The 26626-nt window shown below is 62.0% G+C and carries 26 protein-coding genes; 16 read left to right on the top strand and 10 right to left on the bottom strand.

The features are described 5' to 3' along the window. Positions 1 to 41 precede the first annotated feature (41 nt). Positions 42 to 2093 carry an oligopeptidase A gene (gene prlC, locus NPS29_RS08735; protein WP_274132038.1) on the top strand — a complete coding sequence of 684 codons (2052 nt, stop codon included), beginning with the start codon at positions 42 to 44 and terminating at the stop codon, positions 2091 to 2093. Next, positions 2090 to 2377, top strand: a complete 288-nt coding sequence (locus NPS29_RS08730) for a YheV family putative zinc ribbon protein (RefSeq protein WP_274132037.1) — start codon at positions 2090 to 2092, stop codon at positions 2375 to 2377. Before prlC ends, NPS29_RS08730 begins: the two co-directional genes overlap by 4 nt. Positions 2378 to 2517: 140 nt before the next feature. Here the strand turns inward: NPS29_RS08730 and NPS29_RS08725 are convergent, their stop codons facing one another. After that, positions 2518 to 3198, bottom strand: a complete 681-nt coding sequence (locus NPS29_RS08725; protein ID WP_274132035.1) for a dual specificity protein phosphatase family protein — start codon at positions 3196 to 3198, stop codon at positions 2518 to 2520. Positions 3199 to 3384: 186 nt separating this feature from the next. Between NPS29_RS08725 and NPS29_RS08720 the strand changes: the two genes are divergently transcribed. The 3 genes from NPS29_RS08720 to NPS29_RS08710 all read left to right on the top strand — a co-directional run bounded on the left by NPS29_RS08720 (position 3385) and on the right by NPS29_RS08710 (position 7260). Then, on the top strand, positions 3385 to 4443 hold the full coding sequence (locus NPS29_RS08720) for a PA0069 family radical SAM protein (RefSeq protein WP_274132033.1): 1059 nt from the start codon (positions 3385 to 3387) through the stop codon (positions 4441 to 4443). Positions 4444 to 4782: 339 nt separating this feature from the next. Next, positions 4783 to 5514, top strand: coding sequence for a carbonic anhydrase (locus NPS29_RS08715; RefSeq protein WP_274132031.1), 732 nt, complete (start codon positions 4783 to 4785; stop codon positions 5512 to 5514). 216 nt (positions 5515 to 5730) lie between these two features. After that, positions 5731 to 7260: a SulP family inorganic anion transporter gene (locus NPS29_RS08710; RefSeq protein ID WP_274132029.1), complete on the top strand. Its 1530-nt coding sequence runs from the start codon at positions 5731 to 5733 to the stop codon at positions 7258 to 7260. Positions 7261 to 7387: 127 nt separating this feature from the next. On the opposite strand, the gene NPS29_RS08705 is transcribed toward NPS29_RS08710, so the two are convergent. Beyond that, positions 7388 to 8038 carry a hypothetical protein gene (locus NPS29_RS08705; protein ID WP_274132028.1) on the bottom strand — a complete coding sequence of 217 codons (651 nt, stop codon included), beginning with the start codon at positions 8036 to 8038 and terminating at the stop codon, positions 7388 to 7390. A gap of 369 nt (positions 8039 to 8407) precedes the next feature. Between NPS29_RS08705 and coxB the strand changes: the two genes are divergently transcribed. The 4 genes from coxB (at position 8408) to NPS29_RS08685 (ending at position 12770) form a co-directional block, all read left to right on the top strand. Next, entirely contained in the window at positions 8408 to 9535 is a 1128-nt protein-coding gene (gene coxB, locus NPS29_RS08700; protein WP_274132026.1) for a cytochrome c oxidase subunit II, read from the top strand. Positions 9536 to 9695: 160 nt separating this feature from the next. Next, complete coding sequence (ctaD, locus tag NPS29_RS08695) at positions 9696 to 11294, top strand: cytochrome c oxidase subunit I (RefSeq protein WP_274132024.1); 1599 nt, start codon at positions 9696 to 9698, stop codon at positions 11292 to 11294. A gap of 1 nt (position 11295) precedes the next feature. Then, the gene (locus NPS29_RS08690; RefSeq protein ID WP_274132023.1) at positions 11296 to 11859 is read left to right on the top strand and encodes a cytochrome c oxidase assembly protein; all 564 of its coding nucleotides are present in this window, start codon (positions 11296 to 11298) and stop codon (positions 11857 to 11859) included. Between the two features lie 26 nt (positions 11860 to 11885). Beyond that, the gene (locus NPS29_RS08685; RefSeq protein WP_274132022.1) at positions 11886 to 12770 is read left to right on the top strand and encodes a cytochrome c oxidase subunit 3; all 885 of its coding nucleotides are present in this window, start codon (positions 11886 to 11888) and stop codon (positions 12768 to 12770) included. Positions 12771 to 12903: 133 nt separating this feature from the next. Here NPS29_RS08685 and NPS29_RS08680 read toward each other — a convergent pair whose 3' ends face one another. After that, a complete protein-coding gene (locus tag NPS29_RS08680; protein ID WP_274132020.1) occupies positions 12904 to 13107 on the bottom strand; it encodes a twin transmembrane helix small protein in 204 nt (67 codons plus the stop codon). Between the two features lie 71 nt (positions 13108 to 13178). Between NPS29_RS08680 and NPS29_RS08675 the strand changes: the two genes are divergently transcribed. The 5 genes from NPS29_RS08675 (at position 13179) to NPS29_RS08655 (ending at position 17230) form a co-directional block, all read left to right on the top strand. Next, positions 13179 to 13943, top strand: a complete 765-nt coding sequence (locus NPS29_RS08675; protein ID WP_274132167.1) for an SURF1 family protein — start codon at positions 13179 to 13181, stop codon at positions 13941 to 13943. Then, the gene (locus NPS29_RS08670; protein WP_274132018.1) at positions 13909 to 14502 is read left to right on the top strand and encodes a hypothetical protein; all 594 of its coding nucleotides are present in this window, start codon (positions 13909 to 13911) and stop codon (positions 14500 to 14502) included. Before NPS29_RS08675 ends, NPS29_RS08670 begins: the two co-directional genes overlap by 35 nt. A gap of 10 nt (positions 14503 to 14512) precedes the next feature. Beyond that, positions 14513 to 15568, top strand: a complete 1056-nt coding sequence (locus tag NPS29_RS08665; protein WP_274132017.1) for a COX15/CtaA family protein — start codon at positions 14513 to 14515, stop codon at positions 15566 to 15568. Positions 15569 to 15701: 133 nt separating this feature from the next. Further along, positions 15702 to 16601 carry a heme o synthase gene (cyoE, locus tag NPS29_RS08660; RefSeq protein WP_274132016.1) on the top strand — a complete coding sequence of 300 codons (900 nt, stop codon included), beginning with the start codon at positions 15702 to 15704 and terminating at the stop codon, positions 16599 to 16601. Beyond that, on the top strand, positions 16598 to 17230 hold the full coding sequence (locus NPS29_RS08655; RefSeq protein WP_274132015.1) for an SCO family protein: 633 nt from the start codon (positions 16598 to 16600) through the stop codon (positions 17228 to 17230). Before cyoE ends, NPS29_RS08655 begins: the two co-directional genes overlap by 4 nt. Before the next feature lie 197 nt (positions 17231 to 17427). Here the strand turns inward: NPS29_RS08655 and NPS29_RS08650 are convergent, their stop codons facing one another. From NPS29_RS08650 to NPS29_RS08640, 3 genes are all read right to left on the bottom strand, one after another. Then, positions 17428 to 18201, bottom strand: coding sequence for a MetQ/NlpA family ABC transporter substrate-binding protein (locus tag NPS29_RS08650; protein WP_274132014.1), 774 nt, complete (start codon positions 18199 to 18201; stop codon positions 17428 to 17430). 65 nt (positions 18202 to 18266) lie between these two features. Further along, entirely contained in the window at positions 18267 to 18941 is a 675-nt protein-coding gene (locus NPS29_RS08645; protein ID WP_274132012.1) for a methionine ABC transporter permease, read from the bottom strand. Continuing rightward, positions 18941 to 19948, bottom strand: coding sequence for a methionine ABC transporter ATP-binding protein (locus tag NPS29_RS08640; RefSeq protein WP_274132010.1), 1008 nt, complete (start codon positions 19946 to 19948; stop codon positions 18941 to 18943). The genes NPS29_RS08645 and NPS29_RS08640 overlap by 1 nt, the downstream gene beginning before the upstream one ends. A 405-nt stretch (positions 19949 to 20353) precedes the next feature. On the opposite strand from NPS29_RS08640, the gene katE reads away from it, so the two are divergent. Continuing rightward, the gene (gene katE, locus NPS29_RS08635) at positions 20354 to 22510 is read left to right on the top strand and encodes a catalase HPII (RefSeq protein ID WP_274132008.1); all 2157 of its coding nucleotides are present in this window, start codon (positions 20354 to 20356) and stop codon (positions 22508 to 22510) included. Between the two features lie 188 nt (positions 22511 to 22698). Here katE and NPS29_RS08630 read toward each other — a convergent pair whose 3' ends face one another. From NPS29_RS08630 to NPS29_RS08615, 4 genes are all read right to left on the bottom strand, one after another. Next, positions 22699 to 23412 carry a PA5502 family lipoprotein gene (locus tag NPS29_RS08630; protein WP_274132006.1) on the bottom strand — a complete coding sequence of 238 codons (714 nt, stop codon included), beginning with the start codon at positions 23410 to 23412 and terminating at the stop codon, positions 22699 to 22701. Positions 23413 to 23568: 156 nt separating this feature from the next. After that, positions 23569 to 24351 (bottom strand): zinc ABC transporter permease subunit ZnuB, encoded by a 783-nt coding sequence (gene znuB, locus NPS29_RS08625; RefSeq protein ID WP_274132004.1) that lies wholly within the window; start codon positions 24349 to 24351, stop codon positions 23569 to 23571. Continuing rightward, complete coding sequence (znuC, locus tag NPS29_RS08620) at positions 24344 to 25150, bottom strand: zinc ABC transporter ATP-binding protein ZnuC (RefSeq protein ID WP_274132166.1); 807 nt, start codon at positions 25148 to 25150, stop codon at positions 24344 to 24346. The genes znuB and znuC overlap by 8 nt, the downstream gene beginning before the upstream one ends. Further along, a complete protein-coding gene (locus tag NPS29_RS08615; RefSeq protein ID WP_274132002.1) occupies positions 25150 to 25632 on the bottom strand; it encodes a Fur family transcriptional regulator in 483 nt (160 codons plus the stop codon). Before NPS29_RS08615 ends, znuC begins: the two co-directional genes overlap by 1 nt. A 66-nt stretch (positions 25633 to 25698) precedes the next feature. Between NPS29_RS08615 and znuA the strand changes: the two genes are divergently transcribed. Then, complete coding sequence (gene znuA, locus NPS29_RS08610) at positions 25699 to 26622, top strand: zinc ABC transporter substrate-binding protein ZnuA (RefSeq protein ID WP_274132001.1); 924 nt, start codon at positions 25699 to 25701, stop codon at positions 26620 to 26622. The last annotated feature ends 4 nt before the right edge of the window (positions 26623 to 26626 follow it).

The following is a 26626-nucleotide window of genomic DNA, read 5'->3' as shown; positions in this document are numbered from 1 at the left end:
TTAAGATGCTCAGGTGTTTCTTCCAGCCAAGGTGCCAAACCGTGAGCGCGAACAACCCTCTTTTGCAATCCTACGACCTGCCACCTTTCTCGGCGATCCGCGCCGAGCACGTAAAACCTGCCATTGACCAGATTCTCGCCGACAACCGCGCCGCGATTGCCGACATCCTCGCCAAGCAAGGCACGCAGCCTACATGGGCTGGCCTGGTGCTGGCGATGGACGAGTTGAATGACCGCCTGGGCGCTGCCTGGAGCCCGGTCAGCCACCTGAACGCCGTGTGCAACAGCGCCGAATTGCGCGAAGCCTATGAATCCTGCCTGCCTGGCTTGAGCGCCTATTCGACCGAAATGGGCCAGAACCGTGAGCTGTTCCAGGCCTTCGAAGCCCTGGCCAACAGCCCGGAAGCCGCCGGTTTCGACGTCGCCCAGAAGACCATTCTGGAGCACTCGCTGCGTGACTTCCGCCTGTCGGGCATCGATCTGCCGCCCGAGCAGCAGAAACGTTACGCCGAAGTGCAGAGCAAACTGTCGGAGCTGGGCAGCCAGTTCTCCAACCAGTTGCTCGACGCCACCCAAGCCTGGACCAAGCACGTCACCGACGAAGCGGCGCTCGCCGGCCTGACTGATTCGGCCAAGGCACAAATGGCCGCTGCCGCCCAGGCCAAAGGTCTGGAAGGCTACCTCATCACTCTGGAATTCCCGAGCTACTACGCGGTGATGACCTACGCCCAGGACCGTGGGTTACGCGAGGAAGTCTACGCCGCGTACTGCACCCGCGCCTCCGACCAAGGCCCGAACGCCGGCAAGAACGACAACGGCCCGGTGATGGAGCAGATCCTCGATTTGCGCCAGGAACTGGCCAAACTGCTGGGTTTCGCCAGCTTCTCGGAACTGAGCCTGGCAACCAAGATGGCTGAATCCAGCGATCAGGTACTGAGTTTCCTGCGTGACCTGGCCAAGCGCAGCAAGCCGTTCGCCGCACAGGACCTGGTGCAGTTGAAGGCTTACGCCGCCGAGCAAGGCTGCCCGGATCTGCAAAGCTGGGACAGCGGTTTCTACGGCGAGAAGCTGCGCGAGCAGCGCTACAGCGTTTCCCAGGAGGCCCTGCGCGCCTACTTCCCGATCGACAAGGTGCTGGGCGGTCTGTTCGCCATCGTGCAAAAACTGTACGGCATCGAAATCACCGAGCAGAAAGGTTTCGACACCTGGCACCCGGACGTTCGCCTGTTCGAAATCAAGGAAAACGGCCAGCACGTCGGCCGCTTCTTCTTCGACCTCTACGCCCGCGCCAACAAGCGTGGCGGTGCGTGGATGGACGGTGCCCGCGATCGCCGCCGCACCTCGGCAGGCTCGCTGCAGAGCCCGGTGGCCAACCTGGTGTGCAACTTCACTCCGGCAGACTCGGGCAAACCTGCCCTGCTGACCCACGATGAAGTCACCACCCTGTTCCACGAATTCGGTCATGGCCTGCACCACCTGCTGACCCGCGTCGAGCACGCCGGCGCTTCGGGCATCAACGGCGTGGCGTGGGATGCGGTCGAGCTGCCTAGCCAGTTCATGGAAAACTGGTGCTGGGAGCCCGAAGGCCTGGCGCTGATCTCCGGCCACTATGAGACCGGCGAGCCGCTGCCTCAGGATTTGCTGGAAAAAATGCTGGCAGCGAAGAACTTCCAGTCCGGCCTGATGATGGTTCGTCAGCTGGAATTCTCGCTGTTCGACTTCGAACTGCACGCCACTCACGGCGACGGCCGCACCACGCTGCAAGTGCTCGAAGGCGTGCGCGACGAGGTGTCGGTCATGCGTCCACCGGCGTACAACCGCTTCCCGAACAGCTTTGCGCACATCTTCGCCGGCGGTTATGCGGCGGGCTATTACAGCTACAAGTGGGCTGAAGTGCTGTCGGCCGATGCCTTCTCCAAGTTCGAAGAAGACGGCGTGCTCAATGCCGAAACCGGCCGCGCGTTCCGCGAGGCGATCCTGGCCCGTGGTGGCTCGCAGGCGCCGATGGTGCTGTTCGTCGACTTCCGCGGGCGTGAGCCTTCGATTGACGCGCTGTTGCGTCATTCCGGCCTGAGCGAGGACGCTGCAGCATGAGCGACACACCTCGTGTGGTGACCAAGAAGCGCTTCATCGCCGGGGCTGTCTGCCCGGCGTGCAGCGAGTCTGACAAGCTGATGATGTGGAACGAAGACGACGTTCCGCATCGCGAATGCGTGCATTGCGGCTACGCGGACACGCTCAACGCCCAGGGCCAGTCAGTGCCCAAGGAGTTGGGTACGCGGGTCAACAAGGCGCCGGTGAAACCAGCCGATCCGAAGGTGCAGGGCGTGCAGTTCTTCCCTAATCCGAAGTTGAAGAAGCCGGTTGATCCGAGCTGATAACCTGGCCGCGCCTCGTCATCGGGGCATGACCTGAATCCTGTAGGAGTGAGCTTGCTCGCGATTGCGGCCTGTCTGAGACATTGATGTTGAATGACACGCCGCCATCGCGAGCAAGCTCACTCCTACAGGGGCATGCGTTACAACCGCCACAAGATTGTGGGTACGCCCGCCACGTCGGTTTTCTGAAACCAGCCCTTGATCGCGCAGCTCGCCAGCGCGCTGGTGCTGCACGCCCCGCTTTGGTAAGCCGTCTTCAATGCCTGAACATCCACCTTGTCGATGTAGGCAATTCCCCGCTTGAGATTGTCTTCATCGCCATACCCGCCGTGGGTCATCTCCTCTACCGCCTGTTCCTTGGTCCAGCCCTGCACCACGATTCGATACATCGCGGCAATCAGCCCGGTACGGTCCTGGCCGTGTTTGCAGTGCATCAGCACCGGACCGCGCTGCTGCGCCGTCTCAATCGCGTGGAGGCTTTTAATCACGTCGGCATCGTCGATGTGCACGGTTTGCAGCGGAATCTGAACCTGGGTAACGGCCGGGTCTGACAGCCATTTGCTGTCGCTCTCCTTGATGAAGTTCACCACGGTCATGACGCCAAGCTGTTTGAGCAAGGGCTGCGCATCGGCGTCCGGCTGGCGGCTGCGGTACAGCGTGGGCGTGATCCGATACAGGTTATAACCGGTGTTGATCGGCTGCGCCCACTGCGCAGGGCGGGATGCAGGCGTGGGCGCCGTCGTGTCACTGGCCTGCGCCAACGACGCAGTCGAAACAGCCAGCAGAGTGGCGAACAGCATGGCGGGCAAACGAGGAAGCATGGTGAATGGCCGGTGGCGGAAGAAGTGCAGCGAGTCTGTGCCGCCGCCGGTCAAGACGATGTCGGGTAAATGTCAAAGCCGTGTTGATTGCCATTGATCGGTGCCTTGGGGATTTTTGTCGGCTGCCCGTGGAGAGACGGGGCGTTTCGCGATACTGTATATATGAACAGTTATCCAGAGGCGCGCATGTCCATTTCCCTGCCCCCGCGCGGCCGCGGCACCGCGACCAATCCCCACAACCGTTTCGCGCCCAATCGCTCGGTGGTCGAGGACGATGGCTGGTATCAGGAAGTGCCGCTGACCCAAGGCACCACCGTTACCCTGGAAACGGCCAAGAGCATCATTGCGCGCAATTCCTCGCCGGACATCCCGTTCGATCGCTCCATCAACCCCTACCGGGGGTGCGAGCATGGCTGCATCTATTGCTATGCCCGGCCCAGCCACGCCTATTGGGACATGTCGCCGGGGCTGGATTTCGAGACCAGGCTGATCGCCAAGACCAACGCGGCCGCTTTGCTTGAGCAGCAATTGTCCAAGCCGGGTTACAGCGTGGCGCCCATTACCCTGGGTGCCAACACCGACCCGTATCAGCCCATCGAGCGCGAACACAAACTCACACGGGCCATCCTCGAAGTGCTGCTGCGCTATCGGCATCCGGTGACGATCATCACCAAGGGGTCGTTGATTCTGCGGGACCTGGACCTGCTGGCCGAGCTTGCAAAGCTGCGGCTGGTGTCGGTGTTCATCAGCCTGACGTCACTGGACGACGAACTCAAACGCATCCTTGAGCCCCGCGCTGTGGCGCCCAAGGCCAGGCTGCGGGCGATCCGGGTGCTGCGCGATGCGGGCGTGCCGGTCGGCGTGTTGCTGGCGCCGATCATCCCCATGATCAACGACATGGAGCTTGAGCGAATGATGAGCGAGGCCAAGGCCGCCGGCGCGCTGAGTGCCAGCTACGTGATGCTGCGCCTGCCGCTGGAAGTCGCGCCGCTGTTCGAGGAGTGGCTGCAGGCGCACTACCCGCAACGGGCCGAGCACGTGATGAGCCTGGTGCGCCAGAGCCGTGGCGGGCAGGTGTACGACAGCCGCTTCGGTTCACGGATGCGCGGCGAAGGGGTGTTCGCCGAGCTGCTCGCACAGCGCTACAGTATTGCAATGCGCAAGCTGGAGCTGAACCGGCGCGACAGTTTCAGGCTCGATTGTGAGGCGTTCTGCCCACCGGGTGGTCAGATGTCACTGTTGTGACTCGTGTGGCGTCTTAACTGTCAGCAATTGCCCCCGTAGCAGCACGGCTTGCCGGCGGGGCGGTGTGTCAGCCAACGTATCATTAACTGAACCACCGCTCCCGCCGGCAAGCCGTGCTGCTACGAGGGGTGGAAACATGCGGGGATTAAGATTTTCTTAAGCCAGACCCGCGAGTTAGAGCGGTGCATTCAGTTTCAATTAAGTTTTGGCCGGTAGGGTGTTTCACAAGTGACCAGCGGGTCGCATATCGATGAAATTGTCCGTCATGCCTGAAAAGGTGGGTAGCCCACGGGAATTACCGGAAAATCCACTTCAATCCGTTTTTAGAGAGGATGAGACATGAGCAACAGGGATAAAACACCTCAGGCCGCCACGACAGGTGCTGCGAGCCATGCCGAATCCGCCGACGCGGCGCTGCAACACATCGTCGATGGCTTCAAACATTTTCGCCATGACGTCTTCCCGCAGCAGGAAGAACTGTTCAAGAAGCTGGCCACTGCCCAGCACCCACGGGCCATGTTCATTACCTGCGCCGACTCGCGCATCGTCCCTGAACTGATTACCCAGAGCTCGCCGGGCGACCTGTTCGTCACCCGTAACGTCGGCAACGTGGTTCCGCCGTACGGCCCCATGAACGGCGGCGTTTCGACAGCCATCGAATACGCGGTCATGGCCCTGGGCGTGCAGCACATCATCGTCTGCGGCCACTCCGACTGCGGCGCGATGCGTGCGGTGCTCAACCCTGACTCCCTGGAAAAGATGCCGACGGTCAAGGCCTGGCTGCGTCATGCCGAGGTCGCCAAGACCGTGGTCCAGGACAACTGCAACTGCACTGGCGAGCATGAAACCATGCACGTACTCACCGAAGAGAACGTCATCGCCCAGCTTCAGCATTTGCGCACCCACCCATCGGTGGCGTCGAAACTGGCCAGCGGTCAGTTGTTCATCCACGGCTGGGTCTACAACATCGAGACCAGCGAAATCCGCGCCTACGACTCCAAGCAGGGGGCCTTCCTGCCTCTTGATGGTGATCACGCCATCCCGACAGCGACGCCTCGCTCGCGTTACTGATCGCCCGTTGCACGCAGGCTCGCGTCTTGTGAGCCTGCGTCGGTGAAAGGCAATCACCGACCGTAGCAGTCCGGCATGCCGGCGTCGGCGCCCTCTGATCCGCCCCGCCGGCAAGCCGGACTGCTACCCGGTTCCAACCTCATTCAAGCTCTTGGCGGCCGCGCATCGTGCGTGCTGCGGGGCATTGTCACGTCTGAAGATTATGCGGAGAGCCCCATGGCAACTACGGATCTGAAAGCTTTATTGCCACGGGAGCTGCTGGCTTCGGTGGTGGTTTTTCTGGTGGCGCTGCCGCTGTGCATGGGTATCGCCATTGCCTCGGGCATGCCGCCCGCCAAGGGCCTGGTAACCGGCATCATCGGTGGCATCGTGGTCGGCTGGCTTGCGGGGTCTCCGTTGCAGGTCAGCGGCCCTGCGGCAGGCCTTGCCGTACTGGTATTCGAACTGGTGCGCGAGCACGGCATGGCGATGCTCGGCCCGATTCTGTTGCTGGCCGGTGTGCTGCAGTTGCTCGCCGGTCGCCTCAAGCTCGGCTGCTGGTTTCGGGTCACCGCGCCTGCGGTGGTCTACGGCATGCTGGCCGGGATTGGCGTGCTGATCGTCTTGTCCCAGGCCCATGTGATGTTCGACAGCGGGCCCAAGCCATCGGGGCTGGATAACCTGATCGCCTTTCCGCAGACGCTGTTTGGCGCCATGGGCCCGGGCAGCGCCATGCAGGCGGGGCTTCTGGGCCTGGGTACGATTGCGGTGATGTGGCTGTGGGAAAAGCGCCGGCCACAGGCGCTGCGGTTTGTGCCGGGTGCGCTGCTGGGTGTGGGCATCGCCACGGTTGTCAGCCTGCTGATGAGCCTGGACGTCAACCGCGTCGAGGTGCCCGCCAACCTCAGCGAAGCCATTGACTGGCTGCGCCCGGCGGATCTGTTGAACCTGGCGGACCCTTCAATCCTGATCGCGGCCATCGCGGTGGCGTTCATTGCCAGCGCCGAAACCCTGCTCTCCGCTGCCGCTGTTGACCGCATGCACAGCGGCCAGCGTTCTGACTTCGACAAGGAACTCAGCGCCCAGGGCGTCGGCAACATGCTCTGCGGCCTGGTGGGCGCGCTGCCGATGACCGGCGTGATAGTGCGCAGCTCGGCCAACGTGCAGGCCGGGGCGAAGACGCGCCTGTCGTCGATTTTCCATGGCTTCTGGTTGCTGGCGTTCGTGCTGTTGCTGTCCAGCGTGCTGCAAAGCATTCCGGTGGCGAGCCTGGCGGGTGTACTGGTGTACACCGGTGTGAAGCTGGTGGACTTCAAGGCGCTGCGTGGCCTGGGCCGTTACGGCCGCATGCCGATGTTCATCTACGCGGCGACTGCGGGCACGATCATCTTCACCGACCTGTTGACCGGCGTGTTGATCGGCTTCGGCCTGACACTGGTGCAACTGGCGCTGAACGCATCGCGGTTGAAGATCAATCTGGTGGATCTCGAAACCGAGGGCGAGATGGAGTTGCGCCTCACGGGGGCTGCGACTTTTCTCAAGGTGCCGGCACTGACCCAGGCGCTGGGCGCAGTACCGCCAGGCACCACGCTGCACGTGCCGTTGGGTAACCTGAGCTACATCGACCATTCCTGCCTGGAGTTGCTGGAAGACTGGGGCCGCGCCAATGCGGCGCAAGGCTCGCGCCTGTTGCTGGAGCAGCGGTTGCTCAAGCGCAGGGTCGAAGGGCGGATGCGTACGTCGATTGGTGGCGCTGCGATGCATTAAGTCCGTAGCAGCACGGCTTGCCGGCGGGAGCGGTTTGTCAGTCAACTCTGCATTGCCTGACACGACGCCCCCGCCGGCAAGCCGTGCTGCTACGGGTTTCACATTCAGAAAGGGGCAGGAAGGATCATCAATCCTTCGCGCATTCCATCTCAAGCCCCACACCCAACTGGCGTGACAGGCTTGGCCAGCGTTTCCACGCCGCTTCCGTGTCGGGGCTGGCGAGCTTTTCGCGGTAGGCCTCGACCGACTCCAGCGAGAAGCTGTCCTCGTTGAGCAACTGGTCGATGGCGTGGTGCACCACTTCATCGAGCTGGTTGGCGAATTCTTCGCCGATCAATTGGTGGGCGATGACGCTGGCCACGGTGGTATTGACCGGGATCAGTGGCTGGCGCAGGTGGGTGATGTACAAATCGTTCACTTCTTCCACCAGACGATGGGCCAGGTAGGCCTCGTCCAGCAGCCCGTCCAGACCCTCATGGCCTTCCATGATGGCCGGTGGCGCGCTGAAAAACTGCTCGGCGATTTTCAGCACCGGCTTGATCTGGCTTTCGATCCCGGCCTGGCGCGCCACTTCGTGGGCGGCGTCCAGCAGGTCCGGGACTTGTTCGATGTAGGCGATGACGAAACGCGTCAACACCCCTCTGGCATCGACATCGGGCAGATGGATGGCAGGGTGCAGATGGGGAAGTTGTAACTCGAGTTGGCGGAGCAGCCCGCCGGTCCTTGTCTCGTGTTCTTGTGCTTGGGTGATCTGCTCGCGCAATGCGGCGGTGTTCATGAATGCTCCATGGGGCGAAAAACCAGGCTGTCATTATAGGGAAGTCATACGTTAGCTTGCTTGGCAACGTCGCTAAGACGTAATTGTCATAACAGTTTCATGGTTATGTGCATTGGCTATTAAAAGGCCACTTTCTCCCCGATTTCGTCGTTTTTTCTCAGTAAATGCGCGTGCGTATAGCTCGGATTTGCAGATTCTCCACTGCGTGCGCGTGATGGCGGCGTGTCTATACTCGGGTCTGTGAGTAGATGCTGATGATGTCTGAACTGGAAGTGCAGGCCAGGCCCCGGTCCCCTTAGCGACTTAATCGACCGCTCCCTCGCCCGCAAGTGACTGCTGGCTATAAGAAGAACAAGAGGGGAAAGCGCAATGATGCGACATCCACACGTCTGGATGGGCCTCCTGTTGTGGTCGATATTCAGTCCGGTGCACGCCGCCTGGACGACGAATATGGCACCTGGAGCGACCGAGGTAAGTCACGAAGTCTTCGACCTGCACATGACCATCTTCTGGATCTGTGTGGTGATCGGGATCATCGTGTTCGGCGCGATGTTCTGGTCGATGATCGTTCACAGACGGTCAACCGGGCAGGTTGCCGCCAAATTCCATGAAAGCACTACGGTAGAGATCCTCTGGACCGTCGTGCCGCTGGTGATTCTGGTGGTCATGGCGATCCCCGCCACCAAGACCCTCATTCAAATGTACGACAACACGGAATCGGGCCTGGATATCCAGGTCACCGGTTACCAGTGGAAGTGGAACTACAAGTACCTGGGCCAGGACGTCGAGTTCTTCAGCAATCTGGCCACTCCCCAGGACCAGATCCACAACAAGGAAGCCAAGGGCGAGCACTACCTGCTTGAGGTGGATCAGCCGCTGGTGGTGCCAGTCGGGGTGAAGATCCGCTTTCTGGTGACTTCCGCTGACGTCATCCATTCCTGGTGGGTGCCCGCGTTCGCGGTCAAGCGCGATGCCATTCCCGGCTTCGTCAATGAGGCCTGGACCCGCATCGAGAAGCCCGGCATCTACCGCGGCCAGTGCGCCGAGCTGTGCGGCAAGGATCACGGCTTCATGCCGATTGTGGTCGAAGCCAAGACCCAGGCCGACTACGACACCTGGCTCGCCGGGCGCAAGCAAGAAGCCGCCAAGCTAAAAGAGTTGACCAGCAAGGACTGGACGCTTGAGGAACTGGTGGCCCAGGGTGACAAGGTCTATCACACCACCTGCGCGGCCTGTCACCAGGCTGAAGGCCAGGGCCTGCCGCCGATGTTCCCCGCGCTCAAGGGCTCGAAAACCGTACTCGGGCCGAAAGAAGAGCACCTGGCGACCGTGTTCAACGGCCGCCCCGGCACCGCGATGGCGGCGTTCGGCAAGCAGTTGTCGGAAGTCGATATCGCCGCGGTCGTGACGTACGAACGCAATGCGTGGGGCAACAACAAAGGCGACATGGTCACGCCAAAAGACGTGCTGGCGCTTAAACAGGCGGCTGCGAAATGAATAGCCTCGCAGAGATCGCTGTAGGAGCGCGCTTGCCCGCGACCGGGGCGTGTCTGAAGCGGATTTACCGCCTGACACGACGCCGTCGCGGGCAAGCGCGCTCCTACAAAGCGGCGACAACAGCAATGCCGATCCGTCAGTGTTTCGCAGGAGACAGGACATGAGTGCAGTGATTGACGACCATGGCCACGAAGGCCATGCCCATGGCCCCGCCAAGGGCCTGATGCGCTGGGTGCTGACTACCAACCACAAGGACATCGGCACGCTGTACCTGTGGTTCAGCTTCTGCATGTTCCTGCTCGGCGGCTCGTTCGCCATGGTGATCCGTGCCGAGCTGTTTCAGCCAGGCCTGCAGATCGTGGAGCCGGCGTTCTTCAACCAGATGACCACCATGCACGGGCTGGTGATGGTGTTCGGTGCGGTGATGCCGGCGTTCGTCGGCCTGGCCAACTGGATGATCCCGCTGATGATCGGCGCGCCGGACATGGCCTTGCCGAGGATGAACAACTTCAGCTTCTGGCTGTTGCCCGCCGCGTTCCTGCTGCTGGTTTCGACGCTGTTCACCCCCGGCGGCGGGCCGAACTTCGGCTGGACCTTCTACGCGCCGCTGTCCACCACCTACGCGCCGGAAAGCGTCACCTATTTCATCTTCGCCATACACTTGATGGGCATCAGCTCGATCATGGGTGCGATCAACGTCATCGCCACCATTCTCAACCTGCGCGCCCCCGGCATGACGTTGATGAAAATGCCGCTGTTCGTCTGGACCTGGCTGATTACCGCCTTCCTGCTGATTGCGGTAATGCCAGTGCTGGCAGGTTGCGTGACCATGATGCTGATGGATATCCATTTCCACACCAGTTTCTTCAGCGCGGCGGGTGGCGGTGATCCGGTGCTGTTCCAGCATGTGTTCTGGTTCTTCGGCCATCCCGAGGTGTACATCATGATCCTGCCGGCTTTCGGCGCGGTCAGTTCGATCATCCCGGCGTTTTCGCGCAAGCCGCTGTTCGGCTACACCTCGATGGTCTACGCCACGGCGAGCATCGCGTTCCTGTCGTTCATCGTCTGGGCGCACCACATGTTCGTGGTCGGCATCCCGCTGGTGGGCGAGCTGTTCTTCATGTACGCCACGATGCTGATCGCCGTGCCGACCGGGGTGAAGGTGTTCAACTGGGTCAGCACCATGTGGCAGGGCGAACTGACCTTCGAGACGCCGATGCTGTTTGCCGTGGCGTTCGTGATCCTGTTCACCATCGGCGGCTTCTCCGGCTTGATGCTGGCGATTGCCCCGGCGGACTTCCAGTACCAGGACACCTACTTCGTGGTCGCGCATTTCCACTACGTGCTGGTGCCGGGTGCGATCTTTGGCATCTTCGCGTCGGCCTACTACTGGCTGCCGAAATGGACCGGCCACATGTACGACGAAACCCTGGGCAAGCTGCATTTCTGGCTGTCCTTCATCGGCATGAACATGGCCTTCTTCCCGATGCACTTCGTGGGGCTGGCAGGCATGCCGCGTCGCGTGCCTGACTACAACCTGCAATTCGCCGACTTCAACATGGTCTCGTCCATCGGTGCGTTCACCTTTGGCGCCACGCAGATCTTCTTCCTGTTCATCGTCATCAAGACCATCCGTGGCGGCCCGCCTGCGCCCGCCAAGCCCTGGGATGGGGCCGATGGCCTTGAGTGGACCGTGCCCTCGCCTGCGCCGTATCACACCTTCGTGACGCCGCCGGACATCAGTGACAGAGACCATTGAGATGGCCACTACCGAGCGCACAGCCCGGCGACTGGTCACCCGCCTGCTGATCCTGGTGGTGCTGATGTTCGCCTTCGGTTTTGCGCTGGTGCCGATCTATGACGTGATGTGCAAGGCGCTGGGCATCAACGGCAAGACGGGAGGCCAGTACTCCCAGACCCAGCAGGTGGACGACAGCCGTCAGGTGCGGGTGCAGTTTCTGGCCACCAACAATGCCGACATGACATGGGGCTTCTATCCCGAGGCTCAGGAAATCGTGGTGCACCCGGGTGCAGTGAGCGAGATGCTGTTCGTGGCGCAGAACCCGACCAGCAAGGCGATGACCGCCCAGGCGATCCCGAGCATTTCGCCGAGCACCGCTGCGATGTATTTCCACAAGACCGAATGCTTCTGCTTCACCCAGCAAATGCTGCAACCGGGCGAGCGCATCGAAATGCCGGTGCGCTTCATCGTCGACCGCGACCTGCCCAAGAATGTGAAACACCTGACGCTCGCTTACACGCTGTTCGATATCACCGCTCGCATGCCGCCCGTGGTCCGCCCCGTGGCGGCCAATGGCGGTTAGGCCCAGGGCCTGAGGAGATTCTGAAGATGGCATCCCATGAGCATTATTACGTTCCGGCACAGAGCAAATGGCCGATCATCGCCACGCTGGGCATGTTCGTCACCATGTACGGCCTGGGCACCTGGCTGATTGGCCTGAAGGCCGGCCGCGACACCCACGGCGCCCTGATCTTCTGCGTCGGCGCGCTGATGGTCGCGTACATGATGTTCGGCTGGTTCGGCACGGTCATCAAGGAAGGCCGGGCGGGCTTGTACAGCGCGCAGATGGATCGCTCGTTTCGCTGGGGCATGAGCTGGTTCATCTTCTCGGAAGTGATGTTTTTCGTGGCGTTCTTCGGGGCATTGTTCTACGTGCGCCACATCACCTTGCCAGCGCTGGCCGGTGACGGTCCCAAGGGCATCGCCCACATGCTCTGGCCGAGCTTCGAGAATGTCTGGCCGCTGCTGCATACGCCTGACCCGAAACTCTTTCCTCCGCCCAAGGAGGTCATCGATCCGTGGCATCTGCCGCTGATCAACACCGCCTTGCTGGTCAGTTCCAGCGTCACGGTGACCATCGCCCACCACGCGCTGAAGAAGGGCCATCGCGGGGCGCTGAAACTGTGGCTGGCGCTGACCATCCTGCTGGGCCTCGCGTTCCTGACGCTGCAGGCGTTCGAATACCACGAGGCCTACACCGAGCTGGGCCTGACCCTGGGTTCAGGCATCTATGGCGCGACTTTCTTCATGCTCACCGGCTTTCACGGCGCCCACGTGACCATCGGCACCATCATTCTGCTCGTGATGCTGATGCGGATCATGCGCGGGCATTTCAACGCCGAGCAGCAGTTCGGATTCGAGGCGGCGAGCTGGTATTGGCACTTCGTGGATGTGGTTTGGGTGGGGTTGTTCGTATTTGTGTACGTCCTATGACCACCCCTGGGTTTTGTGACCCACCACTGACCTGTAGGAGTGAGCTTGCTCGCGATGGCGGTATGTCGGCTATGAATGTGCAACCTGATACACCGCGATCGCGAGCAAGCTCACTCCTACAGGGATGGGGGAATTACCAAGGGGTGTGGTAGACCAGCTGCCCGCTGAAATAGCCATAGGCAATCAACGTCAGGGTAATGGCGGCGCAGAGCACACGGACGGTCAGGGCCTTGAGCAGGCGGGTCGATGAAGCGTCGTCCTTGACCAGGAAGAACAGCCCGCTGAAAAGGCTGACGATGGTGGCGATGAGCATCACGACTATGGCCACTTTGAGCATCGGGTCACTCCGGGAGCGAAGGTTATGCAAACCAGTATAGGTGTGGCGGGCATGCGAGTGAGGGCCGCGTGATGCGACGCTTCCGGCCTGGCATTGCGCCCACGCTGGTGGTGCTCGTCGTGCTGCCGGTGCTGGTTTCCCTTGGCTTCTGGCAACTGGGGCGCGGTGAGGAAAAGCGCCTCCTGCTCGATACCTACGCCGAACGCCGTGCCGCGCCGCCGATGTCCGCCGAATTGTTGCCAACCACCGCCGACCCCGCATACCGCCGGGTGCAACTGCGCGGCAGCTTCGATTCCCAGCACAGCCTGTTGCTGGACAACAGCGTGCGCGACGGCAAGGCCGGGGTCGAGCTGATCCAGCCGTTTCATGACCAGTCCAGCGGGTTGTGGCTGATGGTCAATCGTGGCTGGCTGCCGTGGCCCGACCGGCGCACACCGCCGGCTTTCGAAACACCTGCCGAGGCGATGAATCTGGATGCCTGGGTGTATGTGTCGCCGGGGGCGACCTTCCAGTTGCATCCCGATGCGCAAGGCGCGAGCTGGCCGAAACTGCTCACGGCCATCGATCCGGCCAAGGTGTGGCCTGAGATGAACCGTGAAGGTTTCGCCCACGAACTGCGCCTGGAAGCCGGTCCCGCCGCCTACCGCACCGACTGGCCGGTGGTCGCCATGGGGCCCGAGAAACATCTGGGGTATGCGGTGCAGTGGTTCGCGATGTCCACCGCGCTGGTCGGGCTCTACCTGTTCCTGGGTTTCAGCCCGCGCCGCCCCGCAAAGAACAATAAAAACAAGGAGAACGCCCATGGGAACAGCGATGAGTCCAGCCAGCACGTCTGAGCGCCGGCCAGCGAAAAGCCGGCGTCGCGGGCGCCTGCAACTGATTGCGGTGTTGTTGGTGGCAATCGGCCCGATGATTCTGGCCACCAGTATGTACAAGTTCAAATTCTGGGTGCCGGACAGCCGTAACTATCACGGGGACCTGATCGCCACCGGCGAAACCCGCACCGAGCTTGGCGTACAGTCCGACGAGACGCGGTGGCAGTTGCTGGTGACCGCGCCCGGGCCCTGCGAAGCCGATTGCCAGCAACTGGTGTACCTGGCGCGGCAGATTCAGATCGGTCTGGGCCGCGATGCCACGCGTGCCAGCCACGCACTGACCACCACCGAGCCGCTGGATCCGGCCTATGACGCCAAGCTGGCCCGCGAGTACCCACAGTTGCAGCGCTACCCATTGGACATCAAGCGTTACCAGCGCACCGCGCCCGGAGTCGACCTGCCGCAGCTGTGGATCGTCGATCCCCACGGCAATCTCGTGCTGCGCTACGGCGCCGAGGTCAATGGCAAGGATCTGCTCAACGACCTGCGCCAACTGCTGAAACTGTCGAACATCGGCTAAGGGGGTCATGATGACCAGGCCCGGATTTCGTCTCGCACTGTTTGCAATCCTGCTCGCCCTGGTGGTGGTTTTGCTGGGCGCCTACACCCGATTGACCCACGCGGGCCTAGGCTGCCCGGACTGGCCCGGCTGCTATGGCTTCATCAGCGTGCCCAAGACCGAGGCGCAACTGGCCCACGCCGAACTGCACTACCCGGACGCGCCTGTCATAGAGCACAAGGGTCGCAACGAGATGGTGCACCGCTATTTTGCCGGCGGGCTGGCGCTGGCCATCATGATGCTCGGCGTGCAGGCCTGGCATCGGCGGCACATTGCCGGCCAGCCGGTGGGATTGCCTCTGGCGCTGGTGGGCGTGGTGTTCGCGCAAGCGGCGTTCGGCATGTGGACGGTGACGCTCAAGCTCTGGCCCCAGGTGGTCACGGCGCATCTGTTGGGCGGCATCACGACGTTGAGCCTGTTGTTCCTGCTGACTGTGCGTTTGAGCGGCAAGTTTGCACCGATGCCGCAGATCGAACCGCGTTTGCGGCGCCTGGCAGCGGTCGGGCTCGGCTTGGTCGCCTTGCAGATTGCGTTGGGGGGCTGGGTCAGTTCCAACTACGCGGCTATGGCTTGTATTGACCTGCCGACCTGCCAGGGCCAATGGTGGCCGGACGCCGATTTTGCCAACGGCTTTCACCTGACCCAGCACATCGGCCCCAATTATCTGGGCGGCAAACTCGACAGCGAGGCGCGCACGGCGATTCATCTGACCCATCGCATCGGCGCCTTGCTGGTGACGATTTCGTTGCTGGCGCTGGCTTGGCAGCTTAACCGCGCAGGGCTCAAGGGGCTGGCGGGGTTGTTGGTGCTGGCGCTGGGGGTGCAGGTGTCATTGGGCATCAGCAATGTGCTGTTTCACTTGCCGCTGGACGTGGCGGTGGCTCACAACGCAGGCGGCGCGGCGTTGATGCTGACCATGACGCTCATCAACTACCGGGTCCGGCCGGTGTTTGTGGTGGCCAGAAGACACGCGCCGAGCATCTGGCAACACGCTCATGTGCTACTGCATCTGGGCCCGCATCGGTAACCGAACCCTGTAGGAGCGCGCTTGGTCTGGGCCGCATTCGGACGACGGCGGTGTGTCAATCGCAAAAGATGGGTCTGACACACCGCGGTCGTGGGCAAGCGCGCTCCTACAGTTCGTTAGACGGAGGAATTTCATGACAACCACCACCGGCGTTCGGCATCGCCAGGCGCTGTGGCGCGATTACCTGGAGCTGACCAAGCCCAAGGTCCTGGTGCTGATGCTCATCACCTCGCTGGTGGGCATGTTCCTCGCCACCCGCGCGGGCGTGCCGTGGGCGGTGCTGTTGTTCGGCAATCTGGGCATCACCCTGTGCGCCGGCGGCGCTGCGGTGGTCAATCATGTGGTGGACCGGCGCATCGACGCCTTGATGGCCCGCACCCACAAGCGGCCCATCGCCGAAGGCCGGGTGTCGCCCGTGGCCGCCCTCACCTTCGCCGCGCTGCTGGCCATTGGCGGGCAGGCGCTGCTGCTGACCTTCACCAATGCCCTCGCCGCCTGGCTGACGCTGGCCTCGTTGCTCGGCTACGCGGTGATCTACACCGGCTTTCTCAAGCGCGCGACGCCGCAGAACATCGTCATCGGCGGCCTGGCCGGTGCCGCGCCGCCGATGCTGGGCTGGGTGGCGGTCACCGGGCATCTGAGCGCCGAGCCATTGTTGCTGACCCTCATCATCTTCGCCTGGACCCCGCCGCACTTCTGGGCGCTGGCCATCCACCGCAAAGAGGAATATGCCCGGGCCGATATCCCGATGTTGCCGGTGACCCACGGCGAGCGTTACACCAAGTTGCACATCGTGCTCTACACCTGCGTGATGCTCGCCGTGAGCCTGATGCCCTACGTGATCAAGATGAGCGGCTTGCTGTACCTGATCTGCGCCAGTGCGCTGGGGATTCGCTTTCTGCATTGGGCTCTGGTGTTGTACCGTGGCAGCCAGCCGCACGCTGCGATCAACACCTTCAAGTACTCGATCTGGTACTTGCTGTGGCTGTTCATCGCGCTGCTCGTAGATCACTACTTACTGTTGAATTTATGACCCGAACCCAAAAGACCGTCTTCATTCTCGTGGCCATCGTGGCGCTGGTGCTGGGCCTGACCGTCAACCGTGTGCTCTCGGGCAAAGGCCAGGGCGACCAGACCGCGCTGATCGACGCCGGTGTGATCCTGCTGCCCCAGGCGCGCAATGTGCCGGACCTGAAGATGACCGACCAGGACGGCCAGCCGGTGGCGCTGGACAGCCTGAAAGACAAGTGGACGCTGCTGTTTTTCGGCTACACCTTCTGCCCGGACATCTGCCCGACCACCCTGGCCCAACTGCGCCAGATCAAGAGCGAGCTGCCCAAGGAGGCGGTGGACAAGTTGCGCATCGTGCTGGTCAGCGTTGACCCCAACCGGGACACGCCTGCGCAGTTGAAAACCTACCTGGGTTACTTCGACAAGCAGTTCGTGGGGCTGACGGCGCCGGTGGACAGCATTCAGAAACTGGCCAACGCGGTGAGTATTCCTTTCATTCCGGCCGATACCAGCAAGCCGAACTACACGGTGGACCACAGCGGCAACCTCGCCCTGCTGGGCCCGGACGGCACCCAACGCGGCTTCATCCGCGCGCCGCTGAACAACCAGAAGCTGGTGGCGCAGTTGCCGGGGTTGGTTGAGAGGAAATAAGGGTAATGGTCGGCTTGCGGATGGGGGCGGCCTTGAGATCGCTCCCGCGGGCAAGCCCGGCTGCTACGAGGCTTGAGGCGATCACTTGTTTTGCGACCTACCCGTAACCGTAGCAGCACGGCTTGCCGGCGGGGGCGTCCTTGAGATCGCTACCGCCGGCAAGCCGTACTGCTACGGGTGGGCTTTAAAGCTCTGGATCAGAACGCCGGAACCACGGCGCCTTTGTATTTGGTCTGGATGAACTCGCGGGTTTCGGGGCTGTGCAAGGCTGCGACCAGCTTCTGGATGGCCGGCGCGTCCTTGTTGTCTTCGCGGGTTACCAGGATGTTGGCGTACGGCGATTCCTGACCTTCGATGATCAGCGCATCCTTGGTCGGATCGAGCTTGGCGGTCAGCGCGTAGTTGGTGTTGATCAGCGCCAGATCGACCTGGGTCAACACTCGCGGCAGGGTCGCGGCTTCCAGCTCACGGAATTTCAGCGCTTTAGGGTTCTGCTGCACATCGCTTGGCTTGGCGGTGATGCTGGTCGGATCCTTCAGGGTGATCAGACCGGCCTTGACCAGCAGCAGGAACGCACGGCCTTCGTTGGTCGCGTCATTGGGCAGGGCAACGGTGGCGCCGTCGGGCAGGTCGGCCAGGTTCTTGATCTTGTCCGAATACGCGCCGAACGGTTCGACGTGAACCTTGGCCACGCTCACCAGGTGAGTGCCCTTGCCCTTGTTGAACTCGTCCAGGTACGGCTGGTGCTGGAAGAAGTTGGCGTCCATGCGCTTCTGGTCGACCTGCACGTTCGGCTGCACATAGTCGTTGAAGACCTTCACGTTCAGGGTCACGCCCTCTTTGGCCAGCGCAGGTTTGACGAACTCCAGGATCTCGGCGTGGGGCACGGCGGTCGCCGCGACGGTCAAGGTTTCATCGGCGTGGGCGGACAGCGCGGTGACGGCGGCGAAAACGGCCAACAGCTTCTTCATATCTCTTACTCCTTGAAATGCGTGCCCAGTGACACGCATCTGCCAGTTGAAACCGGCCAATTCAATTAACGGTGTGAAAAGTGCGCGACCAGCTTGTCGCCCACGGTTTGCAGAATCTGCACCAGCACCAGCAGCAATACGACCGTCACGAACATCACATCGTTCTGGAAGCGCTGGTAGCCGTAGCGAATCGCGAGGTCACCCAGCCCGCCCGCACCGACCGCACCGGCCATGGCCGTGAACGACACCAGGGCAATGGCCGTGACGGTGATCGCCGCCAGGATGCCCGGCCGCGCCTCGGGCAGCAGCGCCTTGACGATGATCTGCCGGGTGGTGGCGCCCATCGCCTGAATGGCCTCGATGATGCCGCGATCCACTTCACGCAGCGCGGTTTCCACCAGGCGCGCGAAGAACGGCGTGGCGCCAGCGATCAAGGGCGGCAAGGTGCCGAGAATACCCAGCGAAGTGCCGGTGATGACTTCGGTCAGCGGCATCATCACGATCAGCAGGATGATGAATGGCAAGGCCCGCAGCATGTTTACGATCAAACCGACAGTGGCGTAGACCGGCTTGTTTTCAAGCAACTGGCGCGGCGAGGTGAGGAACATCAGCACGCCCAGGGGCAGGCCCAGCAGCACGGTGAACGCCAGGGATACGCCAAGCATGATCAGCGTGTCGCCGGTCGCGACCCAGATTTCGTACCAGTCGACGTTGGAAAACAGATTGAGCAGGGTTTCCATCAGCGCAGGATCTCCATGTGAACGTCAGCGGCGGTGAAGCGCGCGAACGCGGCCTCCATGTCGCCGCCAGTGATGGCCAGCGTCAGTTGCCCGTAGGGAGTGTCCTTGATGCGGTCGATACGACCGGCCAGGATGCTGTAGTCCACGCCGGTTTCCCGGGCGACGGTACCCAGCAGCGGTGCGTAGGTCGCTTCGCCCTGGAACGTCAGACGCACGATGCGGCCCTGCACGTGGGCGAAGTCCGAATTCTGCTCGTTCTCGTCGACCTGCTCGTCTTCCTGGACGAAACGGCGGGTGGTCGGGTGCTTGGGGTGCAGGAACACATCGGCCACCGCGCCCTGCTCGACGATCACCCCGGCATCCATCACCGCCACCTGATCGCAGACGCGACGAATGACGTCCATCTCGTGGGTGATCAGTACGATGGTCAGTTTCAGCTCGCGGTTGATCTCCGCCAGCAGCTGCAGCACCGACGCCGTGGTCTGCGGGTCCAGGGCACTGGTGGCCTCGTCGCACAGCAGGATCTTGGGCTTGGTCGCCAGGGCGCGGGCGATGCCGACGCGCTGTTTCTGGCCGCCGGACAACTGCGCCGGGTACTTCTTCGCGTGGTCGGACAGCCCGACCCGCGCCAGCAACTCGGCCACACGCTGATCGATCTGCGCACGGGACATGTCCCCGGCCAGGGTCAGCGGCATGGCGACGTTGTCGGCCACGGTCTTGGACGACAGCAGGTTGAAGTGCTGGAAGATCATCCCGACCTGACGCCGGAAGCCGCGCAAGCCATCCGCATCAAGGGCGGTGACATCCACGCCATCGACCAGGATCTTGCCGCCGCTTGGCGCTTCAAGACGGTTGATCAGACGCAGCATGGTGCTTTTGCCTGCGCCGGAGTGGCCAATCAGGCCAAACACCTGGCCGGCTTGGACCTGCAGGCTGGTGGGATGCAGCGCGGGAATTTCCCTGTCGGCAACCCGATAGGTTTTATGGACGTTATGAAACTCGATCACGTAGCGAACCTTGTGGGGGCGCGTTGGAAATTCAGTTCGCAATCTTGAAGGCACTTTGAGCGCGGGCGAACTGCTGGGGCGATGCCATTTCGGCCATTTATCGCCTCGGCTGGATAAACCGGGCGCGCATTTTAGCCTGTCAGGCCGGGCTTGGGCCCAGCATTCTTAGTATTTATTTGGCAGATGACCTGCCCAACGGTCATAACAACCGGTGTTGATGGCCCAAGCAACGTTAGACCAAAGGTCGGAAAAAACACGGAACGGCCATTTTTCTCCTCAGTCATTAAGTAAGCGCCGCGATTTCTCCCTGTGCTTTGTCAGGGAAATCCCTGCTTACCGAGCTTGAACCGCCCTTGCCTACGCAGGGGTGAGTGAGAGCCGCCTGAACCGAGGAGTTTCTGTCTGATGGCTACCAAGAAAACGACCCCTGTTAGCGATACACCGAAGAGCGAGTTGGCAGGTACCGACACACTGGACCGTGGCAACACCAACGAGAAGCTGCAAAGCCTCGAACAGTTCCGCTCCGACGCCACTGGTCAGGCCCTGCGCACCAACCACGGGGTGAAGGTTTCGGATAACCAGAACTCGCTGAAGGTCGGCAATCGCGGGCCGTCGCTGCTTGAAGACTTCATCATGCGCGAGAAGATCACGCATTTTGACCATGAACGTATTCCAGAACGCATCGTTCACGCTCGCGGCACGGCTGCTCACGGTTACTTTCAGACCTACGAGAACCATTCTGCGCTGAGCAAGGCTGAATTCCTGCGCGATCCGGGGAAGAAGACCCCGGTATTCGTGCGGTTTTCCACGGTGCAGGGGCCGCGCGGATCGGGCGATACCGTACGCGACGTGCGCGGGTTTGCCGTGAAGTTCTACACGGGTGAAGGCAACTACGACCTGGTGGGCAACAACATGCCAGTGTTCTTCATCCAGGATGCGATCAAGTTTCCTGACTTCGTCCACGCCGTGAAGCCCGAGCCTCACAACGAGATTCCTACCGGCGGCTCGGCCCACGACACCTTCTGGGATTTCGTCTCGCTGGTGCCGGAGTCGGCGCACATGGTGTTGTGGGCCATGTCCGACCGGGCCATCCCGAAAAATCTGCGCAGCATGCAGGGCTTTGGCATTCACACCTTCCGCATGATCAATACCGAGGGCAAGGCCTCGTTCGTGAAATTCCACTGGAAGCCCAAGTACGGCACCTGCTCGCTGCTGTGGGACGAAGCGCAGAAGCTGGCGGGCAAGGACACCGACTACCACCGTCGTGACCTGTGGGAGTCCATCGAGTCCGGCGATTACCCTGAGTGGGAACTGGGCGTGCAGATCGTCGCTGAAGAGGACGAGCACAAGTTCGATTTCGACCTGCTGGACCCCACCAAGATCATCCCCGAAGAGATGGTGCCGGTGACGCCGCTGGGCAAGATGGTGCTCAACCGTAACCCTGACAACTATTTCGCCGAGACCGAGCAGGTAGCGTTCTGCCCGGGCCATATCGTGCCAGGCATCGACTTCTCCAATGACCCGCTGCTCCAGGGCCGGCTGTTTTCCTACACCGATACGCAGATCAGCCGACTGGGCGGGCCGAACTTTCACGAGATCCCGATCAACCGCCCGGTTGCGCCGAACCACAGTGGCCAGCGCGATGCCCAGCACCGCATGACCATCGACAAGGGCCGCGCGTCCTACGAGCCCAACTCCATTGACGGCGGCTGGCCGAAGGAAACCCCGGCAGCACCGCAGGATGGCGGCTTCGAGACGTATCAGGAACGCATCGAAGCGCACAAGGTACGCGAGCGCAGCCCGTCGTTCGGCGATCACTTCTCCCAGGCCACGCTGTTCTTCAACAGCATGAGCGAGCACGAAAAGGAACACATCATCGCTGCCTACAGCTTCGAGCTGGGCAAGGTTGAGCGTGAACACATTCGCGCGCGCCAGGTGAACGAGATCCTGGCCAACATCGACCTGACTCTGGCCAAGCGAGTCGCGGAAAACCTCGGCCTGCCTGCGCCCAAGGGTGCGACCGTGAAACCGCAGAAGACCGGCAAACCGACGGTGGACACGTCGCCGCTGCTCAGTCAGGTCAATCTGCTGGCCGGCGACATCGCCTCGCGCAAAGTGGCCATTCTCGTGGCCGACGGCGTGGACGATAAGGCCGTGGCGACCATGAAGGCTGCTCTGGAAGCCCAGTCGGCCCACGCCAAGGTTCTCGGCCCGACCTCCGCACCGGTGAAGACCGCAGGCGGCAAGACCCTGGCGGTGGATGCGTCGATGGAAGGGATGCCGTCGGTCATCTTCGATGCGGTGTTCATCCCGGGCGGGGCGTCGGTGAAGGCATTGAGCGGCAATGGCGTGGCACTGCACTTCGTGCTGGAGGCCTATAAGCACCTGAAGGCGATTGCCTATGCAGGAGATGCGCAGGATTTGATCGACTTGCTGCGTCTTGAGGCGGATGCGGGGTTGCTGGCCGTGTCGGATGAGAAGTCGTTCAAGGCGTTCTTCGACGCCATCCAGCAGCACCGGGTGTGGGCGCGGGAGCCGAAGGCCAAGGCGATTCCGGCGTGATAATCCGCCGAGCCGGACGATGAGAAACCTGTAGGAGTGAGCTTGCTCGCGATGGCGTCAGATCAGGCAAAGCGGTGTTGCCTGAGTGTCCGCAATCGCGAGCAAGCTCACTCCTACAGGGCCAATGTTTGAGCAATAAAAAAGGCGTTGCCTGTGAGGGCAACGCCTTTGTTTTGCTCAAAAAACAATCAAAGCTTCGCAGGCTTCAGGATGATCTGCGCAGGCTCGGTCTTCTCAATCTCGCGCTGGATCTGCAGCTCGAAGTCCGGATTGATCTTGCTCACCCGCTTGGTCAGCAAGGTGGCCAGCCACGGATAGTCGTCGGTGCGCGGGACCTGAACCGTCACTTCGCAGTTGAACGCGGTGATATCGGCGGCGATGTCGTTCAATTGGCGGCGCATCTGTTTCGAATCGTCGATCTTCAGCCTGATCGTGGTGCTCTCGACGGTCGGGTCGATGATCTTGGCCGTGCGCTTGGCCTCGGCGGCGCGCAGCTCGGCTTCGGCCTTGTCCAGCTCGGCCTTGCGGGCGTGGGCGATGGCGCCGTTGACGCCGCTGGTCAGCGCCGGTGCCTTGGGCATCAGCGCGCGGGCGCGGCTCAGTGCGGTGGCGGCAGCGTTGACATCACCCTTTTGCAGAACGATCTGGCTGCGGCTCAGGTAGGCCTCGGCCAGTTCGCGCTGAAGTTGCTCCAGGCGAGGATCGTCAGGGTCCTTGGCTTGCAGCGCGGCGAGCTGGTCTTCGGCGGTGGCCAGTTCACTGCTGGCGATGTTCTGCTCCAGCTGCTGGTAGGCATCAGGCGCCGCAACGGCTGCGGGCGGCTCGACAGGCTTGCTCTGGCAGGCGGTCAATACGATGGAAAATGCAGCAAGCAGCAGATAACGGGATGGGAACGGCTTCATTCCTGCGATTCTCTATTTGCGCAAAAAACGAGCAAGTCTACACAAAAGTGCCTTGCACCGAAAATAACTGATCGACATCGGCGGCCTGCAGTGGGTCATTGCATATTGCCGCCATTCAATTATTGCCGAGTATGACTGTTGTTCCAGCACAAGGTTCTACCGCTTGGGCAAAACGAAGCTCAGCAGAAACAGGGCTGCGGCAGAGACCACAATAGACGGGCCTGCGGGGGTGTCCTTGAACCAGGAAAGCGCCAGCCCGCCGCACACCGCCAGGATGCCGATGACGCTCGCCCCTAGCGCCATTTGCTCAGGCGAGCGAGCGTGACGTTGTGCCGCAGCGGCCGGGATAATCAGCAGGGACGTGATCAGCAACACACCCACGATTTTCATCGCCACTGCGATGACCACGGCGATCAGCAGCATCAGCGTCATGCGCAGCGTGGCCACGGGCAAGCCTTCGACGGTCGCCAGTTCTTCATGCACGGTGATCGCCAGCAATGGCCGCCACAGCGCGCAGATCAATACCAGCACCGCGGCGCTGCCACCCAGAATCCAGGAAAGATCGGTCGGGCTGATCGCCAGCAGGTCGCCGAACAGGTAACCCATCAGGTCGATGCGCACATCGCGCATGAAGCTCAGTACCACAAGGCCCAACGACAGCGTGCTCGGCGCGAGGATCCCCAGCAGCGTGTCGGAAGCCAGCGGCTGGCGCTGTTGCAGGGTCACCAGCAGGATCGCCAGCAACAGGCAGCCGACGGTCACGGCGATGGTCGGGCTGATGTCCAGCAGAAAGCCCAGGGCAACGCCCAGCAGCGCCGCGTGGGACAGGGTGTCGCCGAAATAGGCCATGCGCCGCCAGACCACGAACGAACCCAGAGGGCCGGCCACCACGGCCAGCGCGAGGCCTGCGAGCAAGGCATAGAGTAGAAAGTCAGCCATGCTTGCAGCTGTCCCCGTGGTCATGAGTATGGTTGTGAGGGTGGGCGTGATCGGCCGCCGGTGCCGGCTGGCACACTTCGCCATGCAGATCGTGGGCGTGATCGTGGTGGTGGTGATAGATCGCCAGGCTCGGCGCGTTCTGACCGAACAGCTCGACGAAGGCCGGGTCGTTGCTGACCTGCTCGGGGTGGCCGGAGCAGCAGACATGACGGTTCAGGCAGACCACCTGATCGGTGGTGCTCATCACCAGGTGCAGGTCATGGGACACCATCAGCACGCCGCACTGATGGCGGTCGCGCAGTTGGGTAATCAGCGCGTACAGCTCGGCTTGCCCGGCGACGTCCACCCCTTGCACGGGCTCGTCGAGCACCAGCAGTTCGGGTTCACGCAGCAGCGCGCGGGCCAGCAAGACGCGCTGCATCTCGCCGCCGGAAATGCCTTGCAGCGGGCTGTCGATGACTTTTTCAGCCCCGACTTCAACCAGCGCAGCCAGCGCGGTTTCCCGATCGACGCCCGGCACCAGGCGCAGAAAACGCAGTACCGAAAGCGGCAGCGTGGCGTCCACGTGCAGTTTCTGTGGCATGTAGCCCACACGCAGCTTCGGCTTGCGCCACACCTCGCCCGAATCGGGCTTGAGCAGACCCAGGACGGCACGAACCAGGGTGGTCTTGCCCGCGCCATTGGGGCCGATGAGGGTGACGATCTCGCCGGGACGGACGCTGAGCTGGATGTTGTCCAGCACGCTTTGGCCCGAACGGGTCACGCTGACGGCGTTCAGGCGAATCAGTGCGTCGCTCATCAGGCGGCCTTGCAGCCAGCGCATACCCCGACCACTTCGACGGTCTGGGTTTCCACCGCAAAGCCGACTTCGTTGGCCGCGCTGACAATGGCCGAGCTGATGGCGCCATGTTGCAGCTCGATGGCGGCATGGCATTCGCGGCAGATCAGGAACTGGCCCTGATGGGCGTGAGTGGGATGATTGCAGCCGGCGAAGGCGTTCAACGACGCGATGCGGTGAACCAGGCCGTGTTCAAGCAGGAAGTCCAGCGCGCGGTACACCGTGGGTGGCGCGGCGCGGCGGCCGTCCTCTTCGCTCAAGACGGCGAGGATGTCATAGGCGCCCAGCGGCTTGTGGCTCTGCCAGACCAGCTCCAGCACGCGACGGCGCAGCGCTGTCAGGCGCAGGCCTTTTCCGGCGCACAGGGCGTCGGCTTGCGCGAGTGCACTGTGCACGCAATGGGAGTGATCGTGGGGGCGGCTGGCCAGTGGAGTTTTGGACATGGGCGGCGACGACTTTTGAGAGAGACGTTATTATGTTACCCGTTCCTGCCCCCATGAGTGGTCATCGTGTCCCGAATTTTTTTAATTTTTGTCGTGTTCATCACCGGTTTTTCCGCAATTTCCACGGCTCAGGCCGATGTTCGGGTGCTGACCAGCATCAAGCCGTTGCAGCTGATTGCAGCGGCCGTACAGGATGGTGTCGCGGTGCCTGAAGTGCTGCTGCCCCCGGGTGCATCGCCGCATAACTATGCACTGCGCCCATCCGACGTACGGCGGGTTCAGGAGGTCGACCTGCTGTACTGGATCGGCCCTGACATGGAAACCTTCCTGCCTCGCGTGTTAAGTGGTCGCACCAAGGCGTCGGTGGCCGTGCAGACCCTGCCGGGGATGCATTTGCGTCATTTCGTTGCCGGCAGCGAGCATCACGATGACGGGGATGACGACGAGCATGACCACGATCACCGCCCTGGCAGCGTCGATGCGCATTTGTGGCTGTCCACCGTCAACGCTCGCGTCATCGCCGCGAAAATGGCCGCTGACCTGAGCCAGGCGGATCCGGCCAATGCTGCGCGCTACGAGAGCAACGTCAAGGCGTTCGATGAGCGGATGGACGCGCTGGACGCGAAAATCAAACAGCGTGTTGCGGGCATCGCTGACAAGAAATACTTCGTGTTTCATGAGGCTTTCGACTATTTCGAAGAGGCCTATGGCATCCAGCATGCGGGCGTGTTCGCGGTCAGCCATGAAGTCCAGCCCGGTGCCCAACACGTCGCTGCGATGCGTGCGCGCCTGACCGAGTACGGCAAGACCTGCGTGTTCAGCGAGCCGCCCCTGCGTCCGAAACTGGCCGACACCCTGAGCGCGGGCTTGCCGGTGAAGCTGGCCGAGCTGGATGGGTTGGGCGGTTATACGCCTGCCACTGCGCAAGGCTATGAGCAGCTGTTGAACAAGCTGGCTGATGACCTGGCGGGGTGTCTGGAGAGTTTGTAGCCCC

The organism is Pseudomonas putida, assembly GCF_028682175.1.
GTDB classification, from domain to species: Bacteria; Pseudomonadota; Gammaproteobacteria; order Pseudomonadales; family Pseudomonadaceae; genus Aquipseudomonas; species Aquipseudomonas putida_AD.
This window is presented reverse-complemented; position numbering and strand designations above follow the sequence as displayed.

Bases quoted from the DNA above. Each gene is read 5' to 3' on its own strand.
- NPS29_RS08730 (WP_274132037.1), top strand. From the start codon at position 2,090: ATGAGCGACACACCTCGTGTGGTGACCAAGAAGCGCTTCATCGCCGGG.
- NPS29_RS08630 (WP_274132006.1), bottom strand. From the start codon at position 23,412: ATGAAGCCGTTCCCATCCCGTTATCTGCTGCTTGCTGCATTTTCCATC.
- ctaD (WP_274132024.1), top strand. From the start codon at position 9,696: ATGAGTGCAGTGATTGACGACCATGGCCACGAAGGCCATGCCCATGGC.
- NPS29_RS08715 (WP_274132031.1), top strand. From the start codon at position 4,783: ATGAGCAACAGGGATAAAACACCTCAGGCCGCCACGACAGGTGCTGCG.
- NPS29_RS08685 (WP_274132022.1), top strand. From the start codon at position 11,886: ATGGCATCCCATGAGCATTATTACGTTCCGGCACAGAGCAAATGGCCG.
- NPS29_RS08650 (WP_274132014.1), bottom strand. From the start codon at position 18,201: ATGAAGAAGCTGTTGGCCGTTTTCGCCGCCGTCACCGCGCTGTCCGCC.
- NPS29_RS08665 (WP_274132017.1), top strand. From the start codon at position 14,513: ATGACCAGGCCCGGATTTCGTCTCGCACTGTTTGCAATCCTGCTCGCC.
- NPS29_RS08720 (WP_274132033.1), top strand. From the start codon at position 3,385: ATGTCCATTTCCCTGCCCCCGCGCGGCCGCGGCACCGCGACCAATCCC.
- NPS29_RS08705 (WP_274132028.1), bottom strand. From the start codon at position 8,038: ATGAACACCGCCGCATTGCGCGAGCAGATCACCCAAGCACAAGAACAC.
- NPS29_RS08645 (WP_274132012.1), bottom strand. From the start codon at position 18,941: ATGGAAACCCTGCTCAATCTGTTTTCCAACGTCGACTGGTACGAAATC.
- znuC (WP_274132166.1), bottom strand. From the start codon at position 25,150: ATGAGCGACGCACTGATTCGCCTGAACGCCGTCAGCGTGACCCGTTCG.
- katE (WP_274132008.1), top strand. From the start codon at position 20,354: ATGGCTACCAAGAAAACGACCCCTGTTAGCGATACACCGAAGAGCGAG.
- NPS29_RS08670 (WP_274132018.1), top strand. From the start codon at position 13,909: ATGGGAACAGCGATGAGTCCAGCCAGCACGTCTGAGCGCCGGCCAGCG.
- NPS29_RS08615 (WP_274132002.1), bottom strand. From the start codon at position 25,632: ATGTCCAAAACTCCACTGGCCAGCCGCCCCCACGATCACTCCCATTGC.
- znuB (WP_274132004.1), bottom strand. From the start codon at position 24,351: ATGGCTGACTTTCTACTCTATGCCTTGCTCGCAGGCCTCGCGCTGGCC.
- NPS29_RS08680 (WP_274132020.1), bottom strand. From the start codon at position 13,107: ATGCTCAAAGTGGCCATAGTCGTGATGCTCATCGCCACCATCGTCAGC.
- NPS29_RS08725 (WP_274132035.1), bottom strand. From the start codon at position 3,198: ATGCTTCCTCGTTTGCCCGCCATGCTGTTCGCCACTCTGCTGGCTGTT.
- NPS29_RS08655 (WP_274132015.1), top strand. From the start codon at position 16,598: ATGACCCGAACCCAAAAGACCGTCTTCATTCTCGTGGCCATCGTGGCG.
- NPS29_RS08710 (WP_274132029.1), top strand. From the start codon at position 5,731: ATGGCAACTACGGATCTGAAAGCTTTATTGCCACGGGAGCTGCTGGCT.
- NPS29_RS08675 (WP_274132167.1), top strand. From the start codon at position 13,179: ATGCGACGCTTCCGGCCTGGCATTGCGCCCACGCTGGTGGTGCTCGTC.
- cyoE (WP_274132016.1), top strand. From the start codon at position 15,702: ATGACAACCACCACCGGCGTTCGGCATCGCCAGGCGCTGTGGCGCGAT.
- coxB (WP_274132026.1), top strand. From the start codon at position 8,408: ATGATGCGACATCCACACGTCTGGATGGGCCTCCTGTTGTGGTCGATA.
- NPS29_RS08690 (WP_274132023.1), top strand. From the start codon at position 11,296: ATGGCCACTACCGAGCGCACAGCCCGGCGACTGGTCACCCGCCTGCTG.